Annotated in this window: 22 protein-coding genes and 1 tRNA gene; 1 reads left to right on the plus strand and 22 read right to left on the minus strand. The window is 45.4% G+C overall.

The features are described 5' to 3' along the window. Positions 1-497 precede the first annotated feature (497 nt). From C1712_RS00010 to C1712_RS00100, 19 genes are all read right to left on the minus strand, one after another. Positions 498-582 (minus strand) — tRNA-Leu (locus tag C1712_RS00010). Between the two features lie 117 nt (positions 583-699). After that, complete coding sequence (locus tag C1712_RS00015; protein ID WP_102265728.1) at positions 700-1,401, minus strand: biosynthetic peptidoglycan transglycosylase; 702 nt, start codon at positions 1,399-1,401, stop codon at positions 700-702. Between the two features lie 111 nt (positions 1,402-1,512). Continuing rightward, entirely contained in the window at positions 1,513-1,716 is a 204-nt protein-coding gene (locus tag C1712_RS00020; RefSeq protein WP_418290321.1) for a YneF family protein, read from the minus strand. A 48-nt stretch (positions 1,717-1,764) separates the two neighbouring features. Beyond that, positions 1,765-2,139 carry a hypothetical protein gene (locus C1712_RS00025; protein WP_102265730.1) on the minus strand — a complete coding sequence of 125 codons (375 nt, stop codon included), beginning with the start codon at positions 2,137-2,139 and terminating at the stop codon, positions 1,765-1,767. A gap of 100 nt (positions 2,140-2,239) precedes the next feature. Further along, a complete protein-coding gene (locus tag C1712_RS00030) occupies positions 2,240-4,237 on the minus strand; it encodes an alpha/beta hydrolase family protein (protein ID WP_245858015.1) in 1,998 nt (665 codons plus the stop codon). Between the two features lie 88 nt (positions 4,238-4,325). Continuing rightward, a complete protein-coding gene (locus C1712_RS00035; protein WP_102265732.1) occupies positions 4,326-6,011 on the minus strand; it encodes an asparagine synthetase B family protein in 1,686 nt (561 codons plus the stop codon). Positions 6,012-6,065: 54 nt separating this feature from the next. Next, a complete protein-coding gene (locus C1712_RS00040) occupies positions 6,066-7,142 on the minus strand; it encodes a DNA recombination protein RmuC (RefSeq protein ID WP_102265733.1) in 1,077 nt (358 codons plus the stop codon). A 54-nt stretch (positions 7,143-7,196) separates the two neighbouring features. Further along, positions 7,197-7,685: a competence protein ComK gene (locus tag C1712_RS00045; protein WP_180963020.1), complete on the minus strand. Its 489-nt coding sequence runs from the start codon at positions 7,683-7,685 to the stop codon at positions 7,197-7,199. Between the two features lie 82 nt (positions 7,686-7,767). Further along, a complete protein-coding gene (locus tag C1712_RS00050) occupies positions 7,768-8,277 on the minus strand; it encodes a peptidoglycan-binding domain-containing protein (protein WP_102265735.1) in 510 nt (169 codons plus the stop codon). Positions 8,278-8,395: 118 nt separating this feature from the next. Next, positions 8,396-8,998 (minus strand): hypothetical protein, encoded by a 603-nt coding sequence (locus C1712_RS00055; protein WP_102265736.1) that lies wholly within the window; start codon positions 8,996-8,998, stop codon positions 8,396-8,398. A 65-nt stretch (positions 8,999-9,063) separates the two neighbouring features. Beyond that, positions 9,064-10,218, minus strand: coding sequence for an amidohydrolase (locus C1712_RS00060; RefSeq protein WP_418290638.1), 1,155 nt, complete (start codon positions 10,216-10,218; stop codon positions 9,064-9,066). Positions 10,219-10,223: 5 nt separating this feature from the next. Further along, positions 10,224-11,063 (minus strand): radical SAM/SPASM domain-containing protein, encoded by an 840-nt coding sequence (locus C1712_RS00065; RefSeq protein WP_102265737.1) that lies wholly within the window; start codon positions 11,061-11,063, stop codon positions 10,224-10,226. A gap of 100 nt (positions 11,064-11,163) precedes the next feature. Further along, on the minus strand, positions 11,164-12,324 hold the full coding sequence (locus tag C1712_RS00070; protein ID WP_102265738.1) for an iron-containing alcohol dehydrogenase: 1,161 nt from the start codon (positions 12,322-12,324) through the stop codon (positions 11,164-11,166). 46 nt (positions 12,325-12,370) lie between these two features. After that, a complete protein-coding gene (locus C1712_RS00075) occupies positions 12,371-14,923 on the minus strand; it encodes a cation-translocating P-type ATPase (protein ID WP_102265739.1) in 2,553 nt (850 codons plus the stop codon). A gap of 120 nt (positions 14,924-15,043) precedes the next feature. Then, positions 15,044-15,493, minus strand: coding sequence for a hypothetical protein (locus tag C1712_RS00080; protein WP_102265740.1), 450 nt, complete (start codon positions 15,491-15,493; stop codon positions 15,044-15,046). 3 nt (positions 15,494-15,496) lie between these two features. Then, a complete protein-coding gene (gene ftsZ, locus C1712_RS00085; protein ID WP_102265741.1) occupies positions 15,497-16,576 on the minus strand; it encodes a cell division protein FtsZ in 1,080 nt (359 codons plus the stop codon). A 15-nt stretch (positions 16,577-16,591) separates the two neighbouring features. Further along, positions 16,592-17,848 carry a cell division protein FtsA gene (locus C1712_RS00090; RefSeq protein ID WP_102265742.1) on the minus strand — a complete coding sequence of 419 codons (1,257 nt, stop codon included), beginning with the start codon at positions 17,846-17,848 and terminating at the stop codon, positions 16,592-16,594. A 131-nt stretch (positions 17,849-17,979) separates the two neighbouring features. Beyond that, a complete protein-coding gene (locus C1712_RS00095) occupies positions 17,980-19,368 on the minus strand; it encodes a cadherin-like beta sandwich domain-containing protein (protein ID WP_102265743.1) in 1,389 nt (462 codons plus the stop codon). Between the two features lie 10 nt (positions 19,369-19,378). After that, positions 19,379-21,163: a dockerin type I domain-containing protein gene (locus C1712_RS00100; RefSeq protein ID WP_102265744.1), complete on the minus strand. Its 1,785-nt coding sequence runs from the start codon at positions 21,161-21,163 to the stop codon at positions 19,379-19,381. A 230-nt stretch (positions 21,164-21,393) separates the two neighbouring features. Here C1712_RS00100 and rpmB point away from each other — a divergent pair, with 230 nt between their 5' ends. Beyond that, the gene (gene rpmB / locus C1712_RS00105; RefSeq protein ID WP_102265745.1) at positions 21,394-21,582 is read left to right on the plus strand and encodes a 50S ribosomal protein L28; all 189 of its coding nucleotides are present in this window, start codon (positions 21,394-21,396) and stop codon (positions 21,580-21,582) included. A gap of 69 nt (positions 21,583-21,651) precedes the next feature. Here rpmB and C1712_RS00110 read toward each other — a convergent pair whose 3' ends face one another. Genes C1712_RS00110 through rsgA form a run of 3 tightly spaced genes read right to left on the minus strand, consistent with a single transcriptional unit; the run spans position 21,652 to position 23,803 of the window. After that, a complete protein-coding gene (locus C1712_RS00110; protein ID WP_102265746.1) occupies positions 21,652-22,275 on the minus strand; it encodes a thiamine diphosphokinase in 624 nt (207 codons plus the stop codon). Next, positions 22,272-22,925, minus strand: a complete 654-nt coding sequence (gene rpe / locus C1712_RS00115; protein WP_102265747.1) for a ribulose-phosphate 3-epimerase — start codon at positions 22,923-22,925, stop codon at positions 22,272-22,274. The genes C1712_RS00110 and rpe overlap by 4 nt, the downstream gene beginning before the upstream one ends. An 11-nt stretch (positions 22,926-22,936) precedes the next feature. Beyond that, a complete protein-coding gene (rsgA, locus tag C1712_RS00120; protein WP_102265748.1) occupies positions 22,937-23,803 on the minus strand; it encodes a ribosome small subunit-dependent GTPase A in 867 nt (288 codons plus the stop codon). Positions 23,804-23,827 lie beyond the last annotated feature (24 nt).

Below are 23,827 nucleotides of genomic sequence, written 5' to 3' on the forward strand. Positions count from 1 at the left end.
CTTTCTAGCGTCCTTTTCCTTTTTCTTGAATCATTTCGATTCGGGTTTGAATTGACGTTTTCCTGTTTAGTTTTCAAAGACCGACTTCTCGCACCCCTTTTCGGTGCTCGCTTATAATATCAAATTCTTTCCCCTTATGTCAATCCCTTTTTTTTATTTTTTTCACTTTTTATGTTCTTTTTTTCTATCTACATCATTTACTGTATTTTATGTATCATTTTATCTGCATTTTACATGCTTCTTTGTCATTAAATTGTTTCAATCATTTACTCATTCTTTGCTCGCTTCTATGTCGATCTTAGTTGAATTGAACGATTCCCTATCTTTGATGTTGATTTCTCCCGTTATACGATTCGTCAGATGCATGTGTCTAAGGCATGAAAGCCTTTTTTATGTCATCCTTCCATCAATTCGATGAACCCGCTCTTTCTTACCTCGCCATTGCAACCATAAGAAAATAAAAAAAATCGCACTTTCATGCGATGCTCTCAAAAAACTGGTGCCGCTGATGGGACTTGAACCCATATGGATTTCTCCGTACGATTTTGAGTCGTATGCGTCTGCCGGTTCCGCCACAGCGGCACTTTTTGCCTTTAAGGCTTCCTCATTATAGCGAAAAACAAAACAAATTGCAAGCAACTTTTTCAAAAATATGATCAACAACGTAATTTTCCTATTTTATCCGTTCAAGCATACGAATTACTTTTCGATCTTAGCGATCATTTCCTCATATTGCTGTTCTGTGATTTTTTCATCGCGCAGCATCGCTTCCAACACGACCTTCTGCCGCTTACGGGCAACCGTTTCATGATTGCTCAGCTGATAATTCGACGGTGATTGCGGTATGCCGGCCAATAACGATGCCTGATCCAAATTCAAAGCAGACGGTGCGATCTGAAAATATCCCTCCGCGGCCTGTTTGATTCCGATATGATTGTCCCCATAATTGATTACATTGACATATAGCTCTAAGATTTCTTCCTTTGTATAATGCTCCTCCAGATCCTTCGCCATAAAAATTTCCGCCGCCTTGCGAACAACGGAAGGCTCGTAACCGAAATATAAGTTCTTTGCCAACTGCTGCGTGATCGTGCTCCCGCCGCTTACGATGCCATTATAAAATACATTAGAAGCGATCGCCCGTGCGGTTGCGAGATAGTCGATTCCCCCGTGCGTATAAAACCGTTTATCTTCCACCGAAACCGTAGCATCCAGCAAATAAGGCGCGATCTCATCATAGGTTACATAATCAGGCTGTTTTCTGATTTTCTCGATTTTTTCGCTCAGCGGCATTTCTTTCAGCGCATCGCGATACTCCATGTATCCCGCAATACCGAGTGCACCGATCGCAAAGACAAAAAGCAGAACTAAAATCAACAGGACTCGTTTTATGATTTTCACATCTATCACCTGTTTTCATTATAGCACAATCACCTTTGAACGTAACTTACAGTTTCGTCATATCTTCCTTCAATAGAACAGCATTGACAAAAAAACACGCCGAAGCGTGCATTATTTGTTCATGTTCATAGATTTCATGATCTGTTTGATTTGCGCCTCGGAAGGTTTTCTTCCCATTTGCAAAAACATTGCCCGAATCATCTTTTCATTGATCGGCGGATTTTCTTTCAGCTCTTTTTCAAACTTCTTTCTTGTAAAGTAGAATCCTAATATGCCACCGATTACTAAGCCAACCAGTGTGCAAATGACAGACATCCAAAAATCACCCATAATTAAATCCTCCTAACATACGCTATTATTCTACTATTTTTTCTCAGCTTTTACAATAGTAACCGCATGAAATTCATCAATTACGATCGTTTGTGGGTAATGACGCCGGAAGTAGTAAAAGAGCGGATTTTGTGAATAATCGTTGATAGCGGCGCCGTATGGAATCTGATCGATGCGATACTGCTCATGATCAGACACCTGCCAGCAAATGCCTTTTGCATCACTGTAAATCGCTTCTTCCTCAAAGAAACGCTTTGCGCCCGCTAACAGTTTAGCAAAATCCATCTTCATGACGATTGCTTCTAACTGTTTTTGATCGCCATGCGCAAGCAGACGATCGAATAATTTGGGATACTGCTCGAACACGCTTTGAAAAGACGGTTTCAATGCATAAAAACAATACTTCATAACATCACCGCTTCAAGGATACCAAAGCTTATGCAAGATCATTGTCGAATGATGACAGGCTGTTCATCGCTTGTAAAAAAAGGAACGAAGTCAATCGTTCCTAATCAGTTTCTTTTTTTTCTGCTGTATATTTGGTGATCCAATCCGTGATTTCCTGTAATCTTCTTAACCGATGCAGCGGTTTTCCGCTTCGTGACAGCTCATGGTTCTCTCCATGGAACAAGCAGAGCCGGCTGTCTACGCCAAACGCTTTCAAAGCGCTATACATCTGATACCCCTCTGAGATCGGGCAACGGTAATCGCAGTCACTATGAATAAACAAAGTCGGGGTCTTCACGTGGTCTGCATAAGCAAGCGGTGAATGGAACCACAGCTTTTCCATATTATCCCATGCGGTCGCCTGCTGCTGATCTTTGGCAAAACGCATGCCGATATCGCTTGTATTTTCAAATGAGATCCAGTTGGCAATCGAACGCTGTGAAGCCGCTGCCGCAAAACGATCGGTATGGGTGATGATCCAGTTGGTCATAAAACCGCCATAAGAGCCGCCGGTAACTGCCATGCGGGTTTGATCGATCTGTGGATATGTGTCCAAGACAAAATCACAGAAGCGCATGATGTCGTCATAATCGATCGTACCGTATTTCCCGCGAATATCCATAAAGGTATTGCCGCGTCCATCGCCGCCGCGCGGATTTAAGAAAAATACGATATAGCCGGCATTGGCCCATGCCTGCATTTCATGATAGAACACCGGGCCATAGACCGTCTTCGGGCCGCCGTGAATATCTAATATTGCCGGATAACGCTTGCTTTCATCGAAATCAGGCGGCAGCATGACCCAGCCATGGATCGCAACATCATCGCTGTTGATCGTGTACGAATGCAGGGAACAGGTCGCATATTCGCTCATCCAATCATGAAAGTGGGTAAGCTGCTTTAAGGTTCCTTCTTGATAGCGGTACAGTTCCTGTAATTTCATATCATACATACCTACGCATACGAGGCCTTCTTTACCGATATCAAAGCAGTCGCATGATCCCTCCAGATCCAGATAAGGGCGGATCGCTCCCGTTTTATCGAGCGCATAGATCACGCTGCTGTGCAGACGAGTCGTCAAAAAATAGTAAACATCATCTTTTACCATCGTCGCTTGACCGCCGCCCAAACGGCAGTCGCTGCCGACCGAATTGCCAATGCTTTCGCCATATTCCGCAAACAGCGAACAGGTATGTGTCGCCAGATCGATCTGATAGAAGTCAGGATTTTCATTTAATCCATATCGTTTTCCTTCTGTTCCCGCAAACAATACCTGATCGTTTAAGAAGTTGATATCATGGATCAGGAAGCGATCGCCTTTCAAGATCGTTTCCAACCGTTTTTCTTTTAGATCGTAAAGCAGGATCGCATCATGTTCGCTTGTGCAATGCACTTGATGATTGACGACGATTGCGACTTTCGTATGATCCGTATTTAATACAAAGTCATTTACCTGCATCGTTTTGTCATAAAGGATCGCCTCGCATGTATCCTTGCTTTCATCGTATAGGAACAAGCCGGTGCGCTTGGCATCAATAAAACCGGCGCCGTTGAAATAAAACGGCAGATCTTCCAGTACTTCATAATCTTTATCCGCCTGCATGGCCGCAAAGCTTTCCTTTGCCTGTGCTTCACTTTTGCCAAATGTTTCAAAGCGGGTATGATACGATGCACAAAACAAATACTGCTGCGGCGCTACCTTTTCCATCTTGCCTGCCTGTAGCGGCAACGCAAAGGCACGATGTGCTTCCCCACCCTTTAACGGTAAACGATAATATACAGTAAGCGGCTGCTCTTCACTTTTCTTTTGGTCTTCTTCCAAGCGCATGGAAGCAAACAACAAAGTGTCGTCATCATCCCAGATAAAGCTGCTTTCTTTGCCGGTAAAGGTCAGCTGTCGGTAATCGCCGTCCTCATACAAATACAGATCATGGTCATAGCCATTGGTTTTGATATTCGCCTTGGATACCGTAAACGCCAAGCGTTTGCCATTAGGCGAATAAGCCACATTTCCTAAAAAGCGATACTGATAAAATGTATCTAATTCGATTTTCTTCATAATTCACCTGCTTTCTTTGCCTATCATTATAGCACTATTCCGGCAGTACAAACTAGGAAAATCATCATTATACATTTTGTTTCATGATTTATTTTTCAATCCTTACCTGATAATGGTTTGCCCATACATGGATCTGATAAAGATAAGCGAGCAATTGCGGTCCGCTCATCAGCTGGCCATACCATGGCTGTTGATAGCTTTCTCCGCCGCTTTCAATGAGCGCGTGCAGTTTCTGTGCATCGAATAACTGATGCAGCACGCTGTCCGGGTCCGCACATGCTTCTTTCAGTTTTGCGGCGATCAGTTTGGCATAATGCGGATGATGGGTTTTCGGATAAGGATTTTTCTTGCGATGAAGGATCGCATCCGGCAATGCTTCAGCAAACGCCTTGCGCAGGATCCCCTTTTCTTCGCCATCCGCAAATTTCATCGTCCATGGGATATTATAGGCATAATCGAAAATGCGCGGATCGGCAAAAGGCGCAAACACCCGCAAACCGGCGCCATCGCTCATTGTGGCCTGCCTTACGGTCAGCGTCTGCATGAACCAGTGGACGACCAACATCGTATGCACACGGGCGCGATAATCCGCCTCACTGTCTTCTGCCAAGCGCTGTACTTTGGCAACCGTCTGATCATAGCGTTTTTTTGCGTATTCTGCTAAAGGCAGATCTTTTAGATCCTCATGAAGCAGACGGACGCGGTCCATGCTGTATCGGGTCCATGGAAACGTATCACATTGCAGTTCTTCCCGATACTCCCATGGATAGCCGCAAAATGCTTCGTCACTGCATTCACCGCTGAATACCGCATGCACGCCGTCCTCTTTGATTCGCTGAAACAGCCACAGCATGCTTGCATCCACATCTGCCATGCCCGGGAATCCTCTTTTCAAACAGGCGTTCGCCACCTCATCGCAAAGCGTTTGCTGGGAAATGGTAAATAATTGATGTGGAAAGCCAAAGCGCTTTACCATCAAATCAATATAGTGCGCGTCTAAGGAAACTTGAAAGGTATTGCCGACAAAATGTTCGCTGTTGCCTTCATAATCCAGCGCATAAGTCCTGAAGCCTTCTTGCTTTGCGCCAACCGCACATAAGATGCTGCTGTCTAAGCCACCGGAAAGCAAAGATCCCTGCACATAGGGCAGCTGCTCATGGATCGATGCAGTGATCAGATCACGCACCTTTTGAACCGTCTGCTCAAATGTATCCTCATGCCGGCAAGCGCGCAGTTCATAATAAACATGCGTTTCCACCTGTCCGCTTTTTAGCTGATAGACGCCATACTCTCCCATTGCCGGCATCCGCACATCCCGATAAAGCGTCTGATGCTCATCCATCGCCGGACCGATCGCAAATAACTGGGTCAAGCCGTCACGATCCACCACCGGCTCAAACAATCCCATTTCATATAACTGATTGATGTCGCTGCCGCAGAAGAAACCATCTTTCATTCCATAGTAAAGAGGATGCAGTCCCAAAGCATCCTTGGCAAAGTAAAAGGTTGACTCATCAAACAAGGCAAACGCAAACGCACCGCGCATATGAGAAACGAGATCTTCGCCCCATTTCTGCCAGCCACAGTAAATCGCTTCCGGCAAGGTCGTCGTCTGTGTCTGCTCCAACAATTCCGCTTCATTAAACAAAGTACCGTCGATCGCAAAATGAATATTGCCATACGCCTCAAAACCGCAGAAATTACCTGCTTTGCTCTGTACGATCGGCCGCTTATCTTTCAACATCGCCTTTGTGGCAAATAAAAAACCGTTCATATGATCTCACCTCAATTTACTATACGAGGCAAAACACCTTTTCATGCCAAAAATTTAAGCGTCCTCTCCTTTGCGCACCTTATGAAATTCCTCATTCAGCTTTCTTACGGTTATCGAAAGCGCATGGAAATCCTGATACGTTTTTTCATAATCCTTGACAACGCTTTGATAACGCTGTTCAAAGCGTTCGAATTCACGTCCCAGCCGCTTTAATCCCCGTTTGATCTCCTCGATATGCTCGCTTTGCAAATGATCGAGATAGACGCTCTTCATCACGCTGAGATACGCCATCAAAGTAGAAGGAGAAGCCAGATAGACACGTTTGCCATAGCCCTCTTCCACCAGTGCCGGCAAATGGGCATGGATATAAGCGAATATCGCTTCCGCCGGGATAAACAAATACGCAAATTCAGCGGTTTCATCAGGAATGATATATTTTTCCGCAATCGAAACGATCTGTTTTTTTACATCCGCCGCAAATAATTTACGAAAACGCGCTTCTTCCTCCTTGCTGCCCGCCGCCATCATGCGCCGATAGTTTTCCAGCGGGAATTTGGAGTCGATACAAATCATCGCTCCTGCCTGATGCAGCAGCACACAATCGGCGATCACTCCGCTTGATAGCTTCATCTGCTTGCGATAATACATTCCTTCTTCTCCATACACGCTCCTCATCAAAGCGTACAGCTCTACTTCCCCATAAATGCCTCTGGCTTTCTTATCGTGAAAGATCAACTGCAGATCATGCACCGTTTCTGAAAGAGAACGCAGCGTCTTGCTTGATTCATCTACCCGCGCCACTTGCTCCAGCACCTGCTGAAACATCTGATTGTTCGTTTGCATCGACGTTTGCAGATCGCTGCTGACACTGCGACTCATCATCATGATCTGCTGCTGGGTCATACTTTGAAATTCCAACAGCAATGACTGTAACTGATCTTTCCATAGCAGCATCATCCGTTCCTGCTCCTTTTGAAGCTGCGCCTGCATGCCCTGCTTTTCCTCCTGCCATTCCTGCATTTGTCTGCGGCTTCGCTTACGCATGGTCTGCGCTTGTATCCCCACCAGTCCGATCACCAGCAATAAAACGATCACCAAGGCCCCAAGCAAGATCCAAATGCTTCCTTCCATTTTCACCACCTGCTCTCCTATCAGGATTATACAATAAAACGATCATCCTTTCATCTATTCATTCTGATTTCCCCGTTTTTCATCCGCAAAAATACTTAAAACATCCTGTTCATAGCACACCCGCTTCTGCTCTAATTTCGCCAAATAGAGCGCACAGCGTTTTCTTTGCAGCTTCACGACTCGAACATCTGCCGGAAATAAAAATTCCCGCCCGTTCAGAAAACGGATCCAGCAGGTTTTCTTCGTACATGGCGCCACGCTTTCGATATAGCGCTCATTGATCCAATAGTTGATGGTTCGCCGCAGATCAAACAAAGGAAAATACATCTCCCTTGTCGCTTCATCAATTAAAATCGGCACCTTCTGCATGATCCCCAGCGTTTTCATGATCGCCTGTCTTCTTCCTTCCAAAGAGCTTCCATGTGCATAGCAGAAGTGATCCAATAATTTTAATCCATTGATATGTAGCTTCTGATCAGATCCATCTTGCAGAACCAACAGCGTATCTTTTCGCCGCTTATCTGTTCGAATATACAAAACCACCTGTATCCCCCTCCCATACCCTTATATCAGGTCATACGCAAAAATAGCGCGTTACCCTAAAAAGAAGGAAAAATTTTCCTTCTTATGGCAACTGATTGCGCACATTGACGATGGCATCCCAAGTCGCTTTGCCGATCGTACCGTCGATTTTCAGATCATACAAATACTGAAACTGCTCTACCGTGATCCGCATCCGGTCATTGAAGTTTCCATCGACTGCCAGCGGTCTTAAACAGCGATTGTCCTCCGCGATCTCATTGAGAAATTCCTGCATGCCGAATACGGATAATCCCTGATCCCCTGTCTTTAAGAAATAAGTCGGACTGAATACCGGAATGTTCGTTACGACATTCAGACTTTTTAACGTCGCAAAGATCGCATCCCATGTATCTTTGCCGATTACCCCATCCGGCGTCATCTTCGCATAAAACTGAAACTCTCTGACCGCTTGCTGCGTCTTTGCCCCGTATTTTCCATCCGGCGTCAATTTGGTCATGATCATACCGCGTTCCTGAAACAAATTCAGATAAGCTTGGATCTTATTGACGGCGATGCCGACATCTCCCGGTTTGATCACATACTGTGTGTTCATCACATCACTCCTTTCGCTTTACTATATGATAAAAGCGGGCAACTGGTTCATGCTCTTAAAAAGAAAAAACAGATGTCGCAGAAGACACCTGTTATGCACACCTTGATCCCCCTAACATTTAGCCATATAAAATCGGCCGGTCAAACTCTTTCAACTCTTCCTCGATATAAGGAAGCAGCGCCTTGGTCTGCCGATCGTGAAAGCGATCCTTTAAGCGCCGGTACAGCAGAAAATAGCCAAACAGAAACAACAAAACACTGAAAAGCGTATTGATCCATAAAGAAACCCCCAACTGCCAAACGATTAGCCATTCAACTACGCAGATCACCCCGAGCAGCATCCATAAACGCGTTTGGATGAACCGATATGTTTGAGCCAAGAACGCCAATCGTTCTTTCAAAAAGGCGATGATTTCCTCATCCGGCTCCACCTCTTGAAATTTCAGAAAGCGCGGGCGTTTCCGATATTTATGCTTTATGCAGTCCAAGACCATAAAAATGCGCATGGCACAATAGCGCGATGCATTGGAGTTTCCTTGCTTTTCATAGTATTTCCCCATCAGATACATGATCTTCACATAGCTGACGCTGTCTAACACCTCTTTGGGATGTGTCATCAGCTCCTTTAACGCTGCATGCTGTGTTTCCATTGCCGCATCATGGCGATCGTTCCATAATCGATCCAGTTCCCGATCAAATCGCTCATTCATCTGTTGCTCCACGATCCTCACCTCATCAGCATTATAGCGAAAAAAACAGGGAAATACAATCTTTTTCCCTGTTTGTCTTATTTTGTATAAACGATTTTGCCATCGATCATCGTCATCATGATCACACCGCTTGTATCCAGTGGATCACCCTCTGTCATGACCAGATCCGCATCTTTCCCGACCCGCAAAGAACCGATGCGATCATCGACTCCTAAGATCTTTGCCGGGTTGATCGTAATCGCCTTCAGCGCCTCAAATGCATCCATGCCGCTTTTTCTAGCCAGCCCTGCGCAGATCGGCAAATATTCCTGCGGCACGACCGGAGAATCGGTATTGATGGCAACACACATACCTGCCTTGCTCAAGATCCCCGCTGTCGCAAACGTCAGATTCTTCAGTTCAAATTTCGTCTTATGCGTAAGCGCCGGTCCGACGATCGCATCAAAGCCGCTGTCCACCACCTGTTTGATAATCAGATGCCCTTCCGTACAGTGATCCAGCGTCATATTCAGATCAAATTCTTTCGCAATGCGAATAGAGGTCAAAATATCATCGGCACGATGCGCATGCGCTTTCAATGGGATCTCCTTACGAATGACCGGGATCATCGCCTCTAGTTTCATGTCAAAGGCCGGCAGTTTGCTTACATCATCACCTGCAGCTTCTTTTTTCGCCGCATACTCTTTTGTTTTGAACAGTGTTTCTCTTAACAGCGCCGCAGTATTCATGCGTGTCTTGATACGGTCTTTTTGCGCATACACCCGCTTTGGATTCTCTCCGAACGCACATTTCATCGCCGCCGGATATTTCACGATCATTTCATCAATGCAGGTTCCATAAGTTTTATATACACAGAAAGTACCGCCGATCACATTGGCGCTCCCCGGTCCGCTGCACACAGTCGTTACCCCGCCGGCATATGCGTTTTGCAAGGTTTCATCCATCGGATTCAAAGCATCGATCGCCCGCATCTGCGGGGTGATCGGATCGCTCATCTCATTGACATCGTTGCCCTCAAAGCCAATGGCGGTTTCCTCCATCCCCAAATGACAATGGGCGTCGATAAAACCGGGATAAATATTCTTCCCGCTCGCATCGATGATCGTTGCATCGCCCGTTACCGCTAAATGCTTCCCCATTTCGATGATCTTCCCTGCATCGACCAGAATGTCCATCACTTCACATCCCGGTTTTTCCATCGTAAATACATTGCCGTTTTGAATCAGAATCATTTTCTTCACGCTCCTTTTTCAAATCTGGTTCGATAAGCACAACGTTTACACAACGCTTCCGTAAGCTCCTGCCTTTGCTTGGCTTCCATCATCTGCCGATAACGATCGCTTGCCAAAAGATCCGTTAATCGGCTTTCAAACAGATTGCCGAAGCTGATATCGCCATTGCTGTCTAGGCAACATGGCACCACGCTGCCATCACACAGCACAGCGATCATCATTTCCCCGCCCAGACAGCGCCCTTTTGCGGAAACAAACGGCGCCTGTAAGGAAGGCCATGTAAACTGTTCTTCTAAGCTTAAAAAGATCTGTTTGCCAAGTACGATACGCCTTTTCCCATAGTCAGTTGGATCAAGGTGATAATGCTTGGCCAGCACTTCCCACATCTGATAGGAAGCGCGATCCATCTGCTGTTCACGCAAATTCCAAAAACGATACGATATGTAACTGGTTTTTGCCAAAACATCCGCCGCCTGCATCACTTCCTGAAGATAAGCCAAAGCAGCTTCCTGATGCGGGAAACTGTGCAGCGAGATACTGATCTGTCTAGGCGGATATTTTTGAAGCAAAGTCAGACGTTTGGCAAGCAGGGTGCCGTTGGTCGTAAGCATGACCTGCATTTGCTGTTCTTTGCAGATTTTTAACAGCGCTTCCAGATGTGGATGCATCAGCGGTTCTCCCAGTACATGCAGATAAACATATTCACAATAGGGACGCACTTCCTGTATCACATGCGCAAACTCTGCGACGCTCATAAAGCGCGGTTCTCTTTGGTTGTGAATACAAAAATCGCAGTGCAGATTACATTGATTGGTAATTTCCACATAAACCCGTTTCCATTTCATCGCCGTTCCTCTTTTCTTATGGAAAGTATAGCGCATTTTTGCCTTTCTCACAATCAAAAAAGAAAAGCAGATGAAACAAAAAGGGCATGTTTCCACGCCCTTATAATGCCGCCCGATAAATCTTTAAGATATCTTCCTTGCTTAACGCCACATATGGATTTTTCATCAGCTTGGCCGCATGCTCCGCCATCGCTTCCAAATGTTCTTCACCGACCCCTGCTTCTTTTAAGGTAGAAACAAGTCCTAAAGAACGGAAGAAAGCCGCCAGCGCATCAATGCCGCGATGAGCAATTTCCATCTTCGGCAGCGTGCGGTCGATGCCAAACACCTCAACCCCGAATGAAACAAAGCGGTCTAAGGTTTCTTCACTTAAGATATAGCGCATCCAGTGCGGGGTCAAGATCGCTAAACCAAGACCATGTGTCATATCATAATAGGCGCTTAATTCATGCTCCATCGGATGACAGCTCCAACCGTTTCCTTTTCCATATTTCAACAGATTGTTGATCGCCCATGATCCGGCCCACATCAAATTGGCACGCGCCGTATAATTTTTAGGCTCGGCAACGGCAATCGGTCCATATTTCACACAGGTCTTTAAGATGCCTTCCGCAAACGTATCAGTCAGATCATTGCCCGTTTCTTTCTGAAAATAAGATTCGATCGTATGACTCATGATGTCCGCCGTACCGGCAGCGGTCTGAAACGGGGATACGCTGTACGTATAGGTAGGATCCATAAACGCATATTTCGGCGCCATGCCGGGATTCGCCACCCCCAGCTTTTCCATTGTTTCCGGATTGGAAATGACCGCGCCGGCATCCATTTCACTGCCGGTTGCCGCTAAAGTCAAGACGGCGATCACCGGAAGCACGCTTTCTATCTTCGTCTTATCCTTAACCAGTTCCCAAGCGTCATATGCACTATTTGCCCCGGCTGCGATGACCTTCGCACAGTCGATCGAGCTGCCGCCGCCAACTGCCAGCACCACATCGATCTGCTCTTTTTTACATAACGCGATCCCTCGCCGCACCGTTTCGATACGAGGATTCGGTTCAACACCACCGCATTCTGCCCAAAACAAGCCGGCTTCTTTCAAACATGCCGTAACCCTGTCATAAATACCGGTACGTTTGATGCTGCCGCCGCCATATACGAGCAAGACCCGTTTACCATACTCCTTTAGCGCCTCGCCAAGATGTTTGATCTCGCCTTCGCCGAAATAAACCTTGGTCGGAATATCATATAAAAAATTCAACATCGTATCATCCTCCCTGCTGTTTCTTTCATTATAGCACTGTTTTGCTTTAACGTGCAGCCCATTTACTGATTTCATTCACAGCGATCACTAGTAAAGAAGCAAGCATGACGACGATCCATTCATTCATCTCTAACAGCACTGTCTTTAACAGCATGCGCAGCGCTGGAATCAACACTGTACAGACCTGCAAGGCAATGCCGAAGCATACGGTAAGCAGCAGCCAGCGGTTTTTGGCGATCCCTACTTCCCAGATGGAATGGGTAAAGGAAGTGAGGTTCATCGCATGAAACAACTGTGAGATCGAAAGCACCATAAATGCCATCGTCTGTGCACATAAAAGACTGCGATTCATGCCATAGCGAAATGCCACCAGCGTCATCGTGCCGATCAGCATGCCGTTTAATACCGTAAACAGTCCCCCTCCATGTGCGAATAAACTTTCCTTTGGATGACGAGGCGCCTCTTCCATCACGAAGCGATCTAACGGATCGACCCCCAAAGCAAGCGCCGGCAGCGCATCGGTTACCATATTGACCCATAAGATCTGGATCGCACATAAAACCGCTGTTCCTCTTGGCATAAGCAATACCGATAAGAACAATGCCATGATCTCGCCTAAATTACAGCTCAGTAAATAAAGCACCGCTTTACGGATATTGGCGTAGATGGTACGTCCTTCTTCCACCGCCCTTACGATCAAAGAAAAATTATCATCGCTCAGGATCAGATCGCTTGCCTGTTTGCAGACATCACTGCCCTTTCCCATCGCAATGCCGATATCGGCCTTTTTTACCGAAGGAGCGTCATTGACCCCATCACCGCTCATCGCCACGACTTCACCACGCTTCTGCAGCTGTTCTACGATGCGCACTTTATGCGCCGGGGTTACTCTGGCAAACACCCGGAAGCGATCGATCTGCTGTGCAAACGCCGCATCATCCATTTCATCGAGCATACTGCCGCTGCATACCTCTTCTTCCTTTTCCGCAATCTTTAACTTACGGGCGATTGCCAACGCGGTAAGGGGATGATCACCGGTAATCATACGTACGGAAATACCGGCTTTATGACAAAGTGCGATCGCCTCTTTCGCTTCTTTTCGCGGTGGATCGATCATAGCGACCAATCCGATAAAGATCATATGCTGCTCCGGCATCTGCCCGTCCTTCTTCATTGCCACCGCAATGGTGCGATAGGCTTGTTTCCCCATAGTTTCCATCGCCTGCATGATCTGTTTGCGATCCATTTCCTGAAGTGATACGATCCCATTTTCTTTCTCAATATGCGTACAGCGCTTTAAGATCTGTTCGACCGCACCTTTGGTAAAGGAAATGATCTCTCCCTGATGACGATAGACACTTGTCATCATCTTGCGAGCAGAGTCAAACGCAATCGTATCGACAAGCGTATACATTTTAGAAAGAGATCGTTTGTCATAGCCTTTGGATCGCGCATATTCCACCAGCGCTGTTTCAGTCGGCTCACCGATCAACTGTTCATCCTGTATATGTACTTCATTGCAAAGCGCCAGTCCCAGTAAAAGATGAGTGCTGGTGCTTCCAAATGCCGAAGCACAATAAGTTTCTTCTACCCGCATCTGATTTTGGGTAAGTGTGCCGGTCTTATCCGAACAGATGACGCTGACGGAACCAAGCGTTTCCACAGCGTGCAGTTTCCGCACGATGGCATGATGCCGCGACATCCGCTGCATTCCTAACGCCAATACGATCGTTACCACTGCCGGCAAGCCCTCCGGGATCGCCGCTACCGCCAAAGAGATCGAAAGCATCAGCATATCTAACAATTCCGCTTTTCGCAACACACCGACAAGAAACATCAACAAACAGATTGCCAAAGCACCGATGCCAAGCAGTTTTGATAACTGTGCCAAACGCTTCTGCAAAGGTGTCTTTTCTTCTTTGGTATCACGCAAGATCGCCGCCACTTTGCCGACTTCACTGTCCATGCCACACGCCACTACCACGCCAAGTGCGCTTCCATACGTAACAAAGGTAGACATAAACACCATATTTTTCTGTTCTTGCAGTTCCACCGGCTTTTCACAATACCATTCATGTGATTTCTCCACCGCTTCACTTTCTCCAGTCAATAGGCTTTCTTCCACTTTCAGATTACGGCTTTCGATCAGTCTTAAATCCGCAGGGACACGATTTCCCGCCTCTAATAACACAATATCGCCGACCACCAGTTCTCGCGCTTCTACCTCATGGATCAAGCCATCCCGCTTTACAAAAGCTTTCGGTCTTGTGAGCTCCTGCAGAGCCTCCATCGCCTGTTCTGCTTTATATTCCTGTATGACGCCGATCAGCGCATTCACGATCACCACTGCCACGATCATCGCTACATCTAAATACTCTTTCATAAACAAAGATAATACCGCTGCCGCAAGCAGGATCAATACCATCGGTTCTAACAATTGTTCGATGAACAACTGCACCATAGTCGGCTTTTTCTTGCTTTCCAATTCATTTGTCCCGTTTTGACGAAGCCGTTTCGCCGCTTCATACGCACTTAATCCCGTTGCGACATTGACCTTGCATTCCCGCAGCACTTCATAAGTATTTTTCATTTTATCCATACCGCTTCCTCCTGCTAATCAATTTATGACGATCCATCTCTTTGCATGAACGATCCATCAAAACAAGACCACGCTCGACACAGCTTGCACAAAAAAAGAAGAAAGCCGTTCACTTTCTTCCTAATGCCAATTCTTTTTCTTATTTCCCCCTTTTTCATCGGCCAGATCAACGATCATATGCTCTAACTCATCTTTGATCGTCGTGATCATATATGTCAAAGGACTCGTACCGACAAACAGATAGATCAGCTCATGCTGTTTTGCATCCGTATCGATCAAGTAAGCACAGCCTGCCTGCGCATCATACACATGCCAAGCTGTCCATAACTGAAACGGTGTCACGATGACATCGGCAGCTTGCAGCGCTTCTTTATCCGCCACATAACAAACCGCATTCCACTCCTTTATTTCATCACGAAAGGCAGCCAGCAGGGTACGATCAGCTTGATCACCGCTGATACAGACACATTCGACACACTGCCGCCGGCAAAGCCGCACCAAGCGCATCCGCATTTCAAACGCGTGCATATCCTCCTGAAACAAAGAAGCAGGCACATAACAAAGTTTCATGAATTAACGATGTCTGAAGAACGTAGGAATGCCACCCTGCGCATCGTCCTCATCATCTTCCGCCACTGCCGTATTCTCATAAACCGAAACCTTCTCCTCAACCGTTCTTGGACGATGGAACAGTTCCGTTTTCTCTGCTTTTTCCTCTTTTTCCTCAAAACCGGTCGCAATTACCGTAACGATAATGGAATCACCCAGATTTTCATTGATGGCAACACCATAGATCGCATCAATGTCATTGCCGGCTGCTTCACGAATAAACGCCATCGCATCCTCCGCATCAAATAACGTAATGCTTTCACCACCGGTAATATTCACGATCGCATTTTTCGCCCCGGAAATCTGCGTTTCCAAAAGCGGTGATTGGATCGCCCGTTCCGCAGCCATGCGCGCCTTATCTTCGCCATCAGCCATACCGATACCGATCAAAGCGCTTCCCTGATTTTCCATGATCGTTTTCACATCCGCAAAATCCAGATTGATCAGCGCCGGCACCGCAATCAGGTCGGTAATCGTCTGCACGCCCTGACGCAATACATTGTCTGCTGCCTGAAACGCTTCTACCAGCGGTTTTCTGCCCAATACTTCAAGCAGATTGTTATTGGATACGATGATCAAAGAATCTACGTACTCTTTCAGTTCTTCTAAACCGCTCATCGCCGCATTCATACGCTTTTTGCCTTCAAAAGTAAACGGCTTGGTAACGATTCCCACCGTCAAAGCGCCTTCTTCCTTGGCAATCTTCGCAAACAGCGGAATCGCACCGGTACCGGTTCCACCACCTAATCCGGCTGTCAAAAACACCATATCGCTGCCTTTGATCGCTTCGCGGATCTCGTTTTCACTTTCCTGTGCCGCACGGCGTCCTACTTCCGGATTCGCACCGGCACCAAGCCCTTTGGTGATTTCCCTGCCCAAGATGATCTTATTTTCCACCGGCGATTTATTCAAAGCGGAAAGATCCGTATTGCAGGCATAAAAGGTTACGCCCTGTACGCCTTCATTCACCATGCGGTTTACGGCATTACAGCCGCCCCCGCCAATTCCGAATACCTTAATATTTGCTACCTGATCAAATTCCATATTTTTCTTCCTCTCTTACTTTTCGCTCAGCAGCATGCTTTTCAGCCGTTTCGTAAAACTGCCTTCATCATCTGTCGCTCTTCTTTTTCCAATCTGTGTTCCGTTTGTAATATCGCGAATGTCCGCACAGATACGATCATCGCTTCTGATTTCCAACTGCTCTTTCCAGTTATAAAAAAGACCCAAACAAACCGCAAGCGAACAATCCCTTGCGCCTATAATCTGCGGCACATACACTTTAGCCAAAGCATTAAAATCACCCATTCGCTCCGCTAAGCCTTGAATCTCCATTCCTTCACCGCACATCAGATAACGTCCATCACCTGTTTCCACGATCGGTGCACAGGCTTCATTGACGGCATTGATCCACGCGTCCACGTCATCTTTCACACAATCATATAATTGCTTCATCGTAAGCTGTTTGGTTACTTTCTCCTCGTTCCAAAGATAGATGACCGCATCCTCTTCCATATCCTTTGCGAAAGTCAGATTGTTTTTCAATAAACGAAAGCCGACATCGCTGGGAAAGCCAAACGCTTCTTTCAGATCCGTTAACCATTTCCCATATCCGCTGTCCAACACCTCACAGCTTACCAGTTTACCATGCGTAAACAAAGAAAGTGTTGTATCTTGTCGGTCAAGGTCCACTTGTATGACATATTTATCGACAGTTTGTTCAAATACCGCCGCTTCCTCTGCCATTGCATAAGCGTCAAGGCAGATATCCATGATTTCCAAGCCCGCCTTCTCCACACAGCGTGCATACGCATAAACGATCTCTTTCTTTGCATAAAGCAAATCGACATTCATCGTCAATACATCGCAAATTTCGCCGATCGGCATCTTTCTGCTTGTAATGCCATTGGTGATGTATTTGATACAGCCGATATTTACCAATTCCACATCATCACCGGGTTTATAGCTGACCGCTTCATTGATGCCCATCTGAATATGGGAAAGACGAACCCGCTTGCTGCCTTCCTCTAAAGGAACACTGACACGCTTCGCGGCTCGCTCCACACCAATCGCCGGAATCGCTACTAAAACCCGTTCGATTTTATATCCCAGAGCATGGGAGCTCTTTGTAATCAATTTAATAATCGCAGCTACGACCGCCTGTTCATCGACGATTTCTTTATGCGCCACACCGCTGCATCGTGTACGTTCAACCCGCAGCACGTTAAAGCGTGATTCATGAAACTCGCCTACGACCAAGCGAATCTCATGCGAGGCAATTTCCAAAGCCGCATAAATCTGTTTGAGTTGCTTCAAAGGTATAACCCCCTTACTGTCAATCAAGTCTCTATATTATAATAACATAATTTCATTCTGAAAAAAACACAATTTCCATACATTTTTATTACCTTGCGATATGAAAGAAAGCATGAGCGCTTACCCCATGCTTATTCATCCTGATCTTTCATCTGATAAAGTTCTCGGCGATGTGCCAAATATCTTTTTTTATTGATCGCATTCAAATAAAAGCCAACCCCGGAAAGTACCGCAAACACCGCTGTTCCAGCAATACCGGCAATCATATACATGTTCATGGAGGACATGGAACCTTTTAATTCATCGTACGCACTCTGTGATACTGCCGCCATATCCGCTGCAATCTGTAATGTGCCTTCACTTTTTTCATACAGATAGTAATTTGCCTTGCCCTCTTTATTCATCAGATAAAGCAGCACATAGTTTTCATATGCCTTATCCTCATATTCCCAACCGTCGATCGTTAAATCGCCAATCTTGATCTTCGCATTGTACTTCATGCCGCTGCGCTCTTGTGCGCTTCTTACGATGCTTAGCTGAATATAATCCTTTCCCGCAATCTGAATCGGCTTATACAAAGAAACGACCGTTCCTTCTTTTTCATCGTAAATATAAAAATCTTTGTTTCCATCCTCATTACGCAGATACAGAAGCGTAAGCTTCATATCCGCATTTTTCCATGCCGGTACATCTTTTCCATTGACCGCAAGCGTCGTTTTCTCAAATCCGGCAGGTGCTTCCAAGCGATCTACCTTGGTTACGATACCGTAATTCATTTTATCGAACTTGATCTGCGTCAAATTCTTTTCCTCTACATAAATATTGATTTTATAAGTCCGTACGTCGCCGTTTTCCGCCGTAACCTTTACCTCAACGAGATTATCGCCTTCTACAAGCGTCTTTTCGCCTGTTCCCTCAATCGAAGCCTTTGTATCCTTTGCCTGTGCCGATACACTTGTAGCAGTAGAACCTGCTTTCAGATTCACATTGTATTCGGTTACTTCCGGATCAAAGGCAGGACTCAATGTTCCTTTTGACAAGCTCAGACTGGACAATAAATTGTCAGATGATTTTGCTTCATCGCCCTTATGCGAGTTCACACTTTGCTGCGAATCACTCGGTGAAGACGGTACATAAGTCGTATTGCCGCCACTTGTTTGTGCTACTATTGATACGCTCGCACTGCTTATTAAAGTGCCTGCTGCCATTTGTACACGATTGTTGGGATCACTCGTATCTATCGCATCTTCTGCAGTCATAGAAATAACGCCAGTCCCTACATTGACAGCTGTCGCAGTTACTGTTATCCCCTGATTTCTATCACAAAAAGTTTTGCTTGCTTGAATATTAGAAACATTGGCATTTCCTGAAAAACTAACGGTTCCTTCTGCTACTCCACAAGACAGAGTTACCGTAAAACTATTGCCGGGATATACAGTTACTGCAGAAATGGGAATGATCCCAACAAAAGTTAAGATTGAAAGTAAAGCGATTCCAATTTTTATATTTTTATATCTCATTAGATTCTCCTTATTGCTTTATTAAATTGATACCTAAAATATGGTCTTTTATCAATACATAGTCCATAGAACTAATTTTACCATCACCATTCACATCAGCAGCACTCAAAGAACTGCCGCTTAAAGTAGTGATCTTTAATATATGGTCTTTTACAAGAACATAATCCATAGAACTAATTTTACCATCACCATTCACATCGCCTTTCAGATAACTAGGAGAAGGTGTTATGATCTGCCCATTCCCCTCGCTGACGATCTTGACATAACTGGAATGAATGTACGCATAACTGTTATCCTTATCATAATCACCATCAGGATTATAGTTATTATCCACCGTATCAAAACCGGTACGAGAAGCATTTAAGTTCGGATCTGTCTGTATTTTATACCATACATCAGAGCCGTTTACCGTTTCGCCTTTTACACTGTCTAATATGACAAACGGATAACTTACGTTCTTCCCTGTACGATATAACACCGTGGAACTGGTGTTTGGCTCCTTGCGGATATTCACGTTATCGCTGTTTTCCTTTATGCCGACGGTATAGACTTTATAGTCTTTTTTACCGTTGTATTCATCGACCGCATACATGATCGCCGCAGCGGTTTCGCCCCACCAAGGATCAGAAGCATATTTCAGTCCGACACCGCTCGCCTTATCGCCTAAATGACCGCCGTTATAACGATAATCACCCGGATCTAAATAGCCGCGGGAAATGAAACTGTGCATATGCACATAAATACTATATTGCGGATTAGGATACGGATTCGCAGAAGCGCCAGGCGAACTGTCATATGCCGCATGTCCGAATAAATTGTTTTTTGTCATTGCGATCTCACTTTTTCCATATGCACTTTCATTGCATGATACCGCATAAGCCATCAAGGCATTGACACCGTATGTCTGTCCATAGCTCACATAATAAGTGCCTAGTCCTTTCATTTGGGAAGCCGCCGATCCAACGATATCATTCGTATAAGCATCAAATTCCTGCGCGCTGTAATTAGAAGAAGCACGATGCGTTAAATACTGAAAATAGTTATAGTAAGGCTTGCCCGCATTAACCGCATGCGGATATGCGTATGTATTTGCTTTATAATCATCATACATCTGGTGCTCATTTTGATAAAAATAATGACCGTCATAACTGAAATAATTGACATTAGCCGTTAAATAAGGCACATCCTGCGCATATCCCACCATTTTTTTATAATAAAGATTCTGTGCATTATTATAATTGATATAATGCCACAGCTTTCCGCTTTCCACTCGATAAAACGAAGTATATAAATGATTGACATCACCATATACCGCTACCTGACTTTCATAGGACGGAAGAATAGCACCGACCACACCGGACATCTTAAAACGGATTCGATTCTGCGCATCTTTCCCTAAATAAGCACCGGAATTAGTACCGCCGAGATATCCTACCAGCCCGGTTGCTTCATCAATGTATTCAATATAATTGCCTGTACGATTAGAATAAAAATCTACGATTCCATAAGACACACTGTAATCACTGGCTGCACGGGCAACAGAACGCCGCATTCTGCTTTTGGGAAGCGGGACTTCTTCCACTTCATTGCCGTCCGCATCATATAACTGTGATACGCCGCTGTATTCATCGATCAGTTCTTTCATTTCCTGATATTCCTCTGACTGCGTAAACAATTCATCTATTTTATCATCTGATGCACCGTTATCCTCGCTCTTGTCGCTCTGTGCTTTTATATCATTGAAGCCAACGAAAAGTAAACATAATATTGATAATAATGCCCATCCTTTTTTCATTGATCCACTTCCTTTGCATAAAAATACATCATAATTATATAATAGAAAGTAAATTTTGTATAGATAAAAGAATATGGGAAATTTTACTACTGCTTAGCCTTTTGAAAATACTAAAAAGCACCCATTTTCTCAGCTGAAATATTTTTAGAAAAATTATCTTGCTTTTTCATATATTAGATGCTATTATATATGGGCGATTAAGTCAATTACTTACGGAAGGAGGTAACTATATGTCAAGAGTTTGTGCAGTAACAGGAAAAGGTCCTTTATCAGGAAATAAACGCTCTCATTCCATGCGTGCTACACGCCGTAAATGGAATGTAAACTTACAGAAAGTGAAAGTAATGGTTGACGGAAAACCTCAGACAATCCGTATCTCAGCTCGTGCTTTGAAAACGCTGAAAAAGAGCAGTATCTAATAAAACAGGGAAACCTGTTTTTTTCTTTATGTATTTGATAAAGTAGAAAGAAAAACGGTATCGGATCACTTAATATGATTCAATGCCGTTTTTTTCATCTTCACACTGTATGAGCAGCACACTGCCCTTTTCTACCGTAAGGTACGCTTCTCCTATGATTTCATTGGAAACCGTAAAAATGTCCTTGGTTGTAATCGCACGATGGGCAAGCGGATAAGCCACACCGCTTATGGTAATTACACTGTCCTCCAAAGCCAACAGCGACAAATAGCGAAAGCGTTTTTGCAGTGAATAAGCGCCGACCTTCGCCATACGGATCTCATGATGCGCATCTTCCAAGATCAGTGTATGATCGCGATATAACATCAAGTAAAGATTGGCAAGTGTATGATCCATCCTGCCGCCTAGGCCGCCGTATAAATAGATCTGTTCATAACCGCGGTCTTTGGCTAAAGCAATGGCAGCCTCACTGTCCGTTTCGTTTTTTCGCTTTGGCAAACAGATCACTTCCGTAGCGCTTTGCAATTTTATTAACTGTTCTTTGCTGATGGAATCAAAATCGCCGATGGCACAGATCATCGGAATACCGCTGCACAGACAGTGCCATGCGCCTTTGTCTACGCCGATGTAATCAAAGCGCGCATCATAGCCAAGCGCTTCACTTCGCCCAGCAACTAAGCGCACCGGCTTCATAAAAGACTTTCTACCGCCGTTTTAATGTCATTTCGAAAAACATAACTGCCTGCTACCAACACATCGACACCGGCGGCTTTCGCCAGTTTTGCGGTATCGGCATTGATGCCACCGTCAATCTCGATCAAAGTCGAACGGTTTTGCTCTACGATCTGTTTTTTGATATAGCGTACTTTTTCCAACATGTCTTCCATGAACGACTGACCGCCGAATCCCGGCTCTACGGACATGATCAACACGACATCGATCACATCCAGCAATGGATCCAATACGCTGATCGGCGTGCCCGGCTTTACGCTGACCCCGGCTTTGGCATGCCAGGCATGGATCTCTTCACAGATCATGCGCACTTCTTTTTCATCTTTGCATGCCTCATAATGAAAGGTCAGAATATCCGCGCCGGCTTTCAGAAACACATCGGAAAAGAAAACGGGATCTTCTACCATGATATGCACATCCATCACCATATCCGTACATTTCTTAAAGCCCTTCAACAGATCAGGCCCAAAGGTCAGGTTCGGCACGAAATGACCATCCATCACATCAAAATGCAGCCACTCTGCCTTGCTTTCATTTAACTGCTTCAACTGCTCGCTCACATTCGCATAATCAAGCGATAAGATCGAAGGTGCTACAATGGTTTTTGTCATAGTTTTCCTCCTTAGCGATATTTTATTTTCTGATTTAAGATCCATTCACAGATCTCTCGATAGTGCGCATAACGGGTTTGGGAAATGCGTCCTTCTTTCACCGCGTTTTGAATCGCACAATCCGGTTCTTTCAAATGCCGGCAGTCCTGAAAGCGACAGTTCCCCAGCATCTCTTGAAAATCAGGAATGGCAGCCGCCAGCTTGTCGATTTCCACGTGCGTAAAGTCAAGAGAAGAAAAACCCGGCGTATCCGCTACCCAGCCACCGCTCACAGCCATCAGTTCACAGTGCCGCGTCGTATGCTTGCCTCGCCCCAGCGCCTTTGAGATCTGCTGGGTCTTTAGCTCGAAATTGGCATCCAGACGATTGATCAGAGAACTTTTCCCGGCACCGCTTTGTCCCGTCAATACGCTGATCTTTCCTTTCAACATCTGCTTTAATGCTTCATCGCTTCGATCAAGACCGGTTTCAAATACTTCATAGCCGCTGTTTCGATAATCCAAAAGCGCCGCATGCACCGGATCATTTGCATCGACGAGGTCCATTTTGCTGACACAGATGATCGGTTTGATCTTGGCATAACAGATCAAAAAGATCAGCCGATCGACCAAGGCCGTCGAAAACTGCGGATCACACGCTGACATTACGATGATCGCCTGATCGACATTGGCAATGCGCGGGCGCACCAGCTCATTTTGCCGCGGCAGGATCTGCTGGATCCCATTTTGATCGCCAAAGCGTTCCACCAGCACCAGATCGCCGACGACCGGCGCCTTGTCCTTGCGCAGTTTCCCCATTGCCACACATTCCAGCAGTTCTCCATCGACCAATACCTGATACTGATGCGAGATGATCTTGATAATTCTACCTTTTTCCATGCTTACCTCACTTTATGCGTGCTT

The sequence above is a fragment of the Massilicoli timonensis genome, assembly GCF_900199515.1.
Classification (GTDB): Bacteria; Bacillota_I; Bacilli_A; order Erysipelotrichales; family Erysipelotrichaceae; genus Massilicoli; species Massilicoli timonensis.

What these genes read in the sequence shown, in the direction of transcription:
- C1712_RS00020 (WP_418290321.1), bottom strand. Translation starts at nt 1,716, where the DNA reads ATGTCTGTCATTTGCACACTGGTTGGCTTAGTAATCGGTGGCATATTA.
- C1712_RS00075 (WP_102265739.1), bottom strand. Translation starts at nt 14,923, where the DNA reads ATGGATAAAATGAAAAATACTTATGAAGTGCTGCGGGAATGCAAGGTC.
- C1712_RS00030 (WP_245858015.1), bottom strand. Translation starts at nt 4,237, where the DNA reads ATGAAGAAAATCGAATTAGATACATTTTATCAGTATCGCTTTTTAGGA.
- C1712_RS00040 (WP_102265733.1), bottom strand. Translation starts at nt 7,142, where the DNA reads ATGGAAGGAAGCATTTGGATCTTGCTTGGGGCCTTGGTGATCGTTTTA.
- rsgA (WP_102265748.1), bottom strand. Translation starts at nt 23,803, where the DNA reads ATGGAAAAAGGTAGAATTATCAAGATCATCTCGCATCAGTATCAGGTA.
- rpmB (WP_102265745.1), top strand. Translation starts at nt 21,394, where the DNA reads ATGTCAAGAGTTTGTGCAGTAACAGGAAAAGGTCCTTTATCAGGAAAT.
- C1712_RS00080 (WP_102265740.1), bottom strand. Translation starts at nt 15,493, where the DNA reads ATGAAACTTTGTTATGTGCCTGCTTCTTTGTTTCAGGAGGATATGCAC.
- C1712_RS00065 (WP_102265737.1), bottom strand. Translation starts at nt 11,063, where the DNA reads ATGAAATGGAAACGGGTTTATGTGGAAATTACCAATCAATGTAATCTG.
- C1712_RS00100 (WP_102265744.1), bottom strand. Translation starts at nt 21,163, where the DNA reads ATGAAAAAAGGATGGGCATTATTATCAATATTATGTTTACTTTTCGTT.
- C1712_RS00035 (WP_102265732.1), bottom strand. Translation starts at nt 6,011, where the DNA reads ATGAACGGTTTTTTATTTGCCACAAAGGCGATGTTGAAAGATAAGCGG.
- C1712_RS00070 (WP_102265738.1), bottom strand. Translation starts at nt 12,324, where the DNA reads ATGTTGAATTTTTTATATGATATTCCGACCAAGGTTTATTTCGGCGAA.
- C1712_RS00050 (WP_102265735.1), bottom strand. Translation starts at nt 8,277, where the DNA reads ATGAACACACAGTATGTGATCAAACCGGGAGATGTCGGCATCGCCGTC.
- ftsZ (WP_102265741.1), bottom strand. Translation starts at nt 16,576, where the DNA reads ATGGAATTTGATCAGGTAGCAAATATTAAGGTATTCGGAATTGGCGGG.
- rpe (WP_102265747.1), bottom strand. Translation starts at nt 22,925, where the DNA reads ATGACAAAAACCATTGTAGCACCTTCGATCTTATCGCTTGATTATGCG.
- C1712_RS00025 (WP_102265730.1), bottom strand. Translation starts at nt 2,139, where the DNA reads ATGAAGTATTGTTTTTATGCATTGAAACCGTCTTTTCAAAGCGTGTTC.
- C1712_RS00060 (WP_418290638.1), bottom strand. Translation starts at nt 10,218, where the DNA reads ATGATTCTGATTCAAAACGGCAATGTATTTACGATGGAAAAACCGGGA.
- C1712_RS00110 (WP_102265746.1), bottom strand. Translation starts at nt 22,275, where the DNA reads ATGAAGCCGGTGCGCTTAGTTGCTGGGCGAAGTGAAGCGCTTGGCTAT.
- C1712_RS00095 (WP_102265743.1), bottom strand. Translation starts at nt 19,368, where the DNA reads ATGAGATATAAAAATATAAAAATTGGAATCGCTTTACTTTCAATCTTA.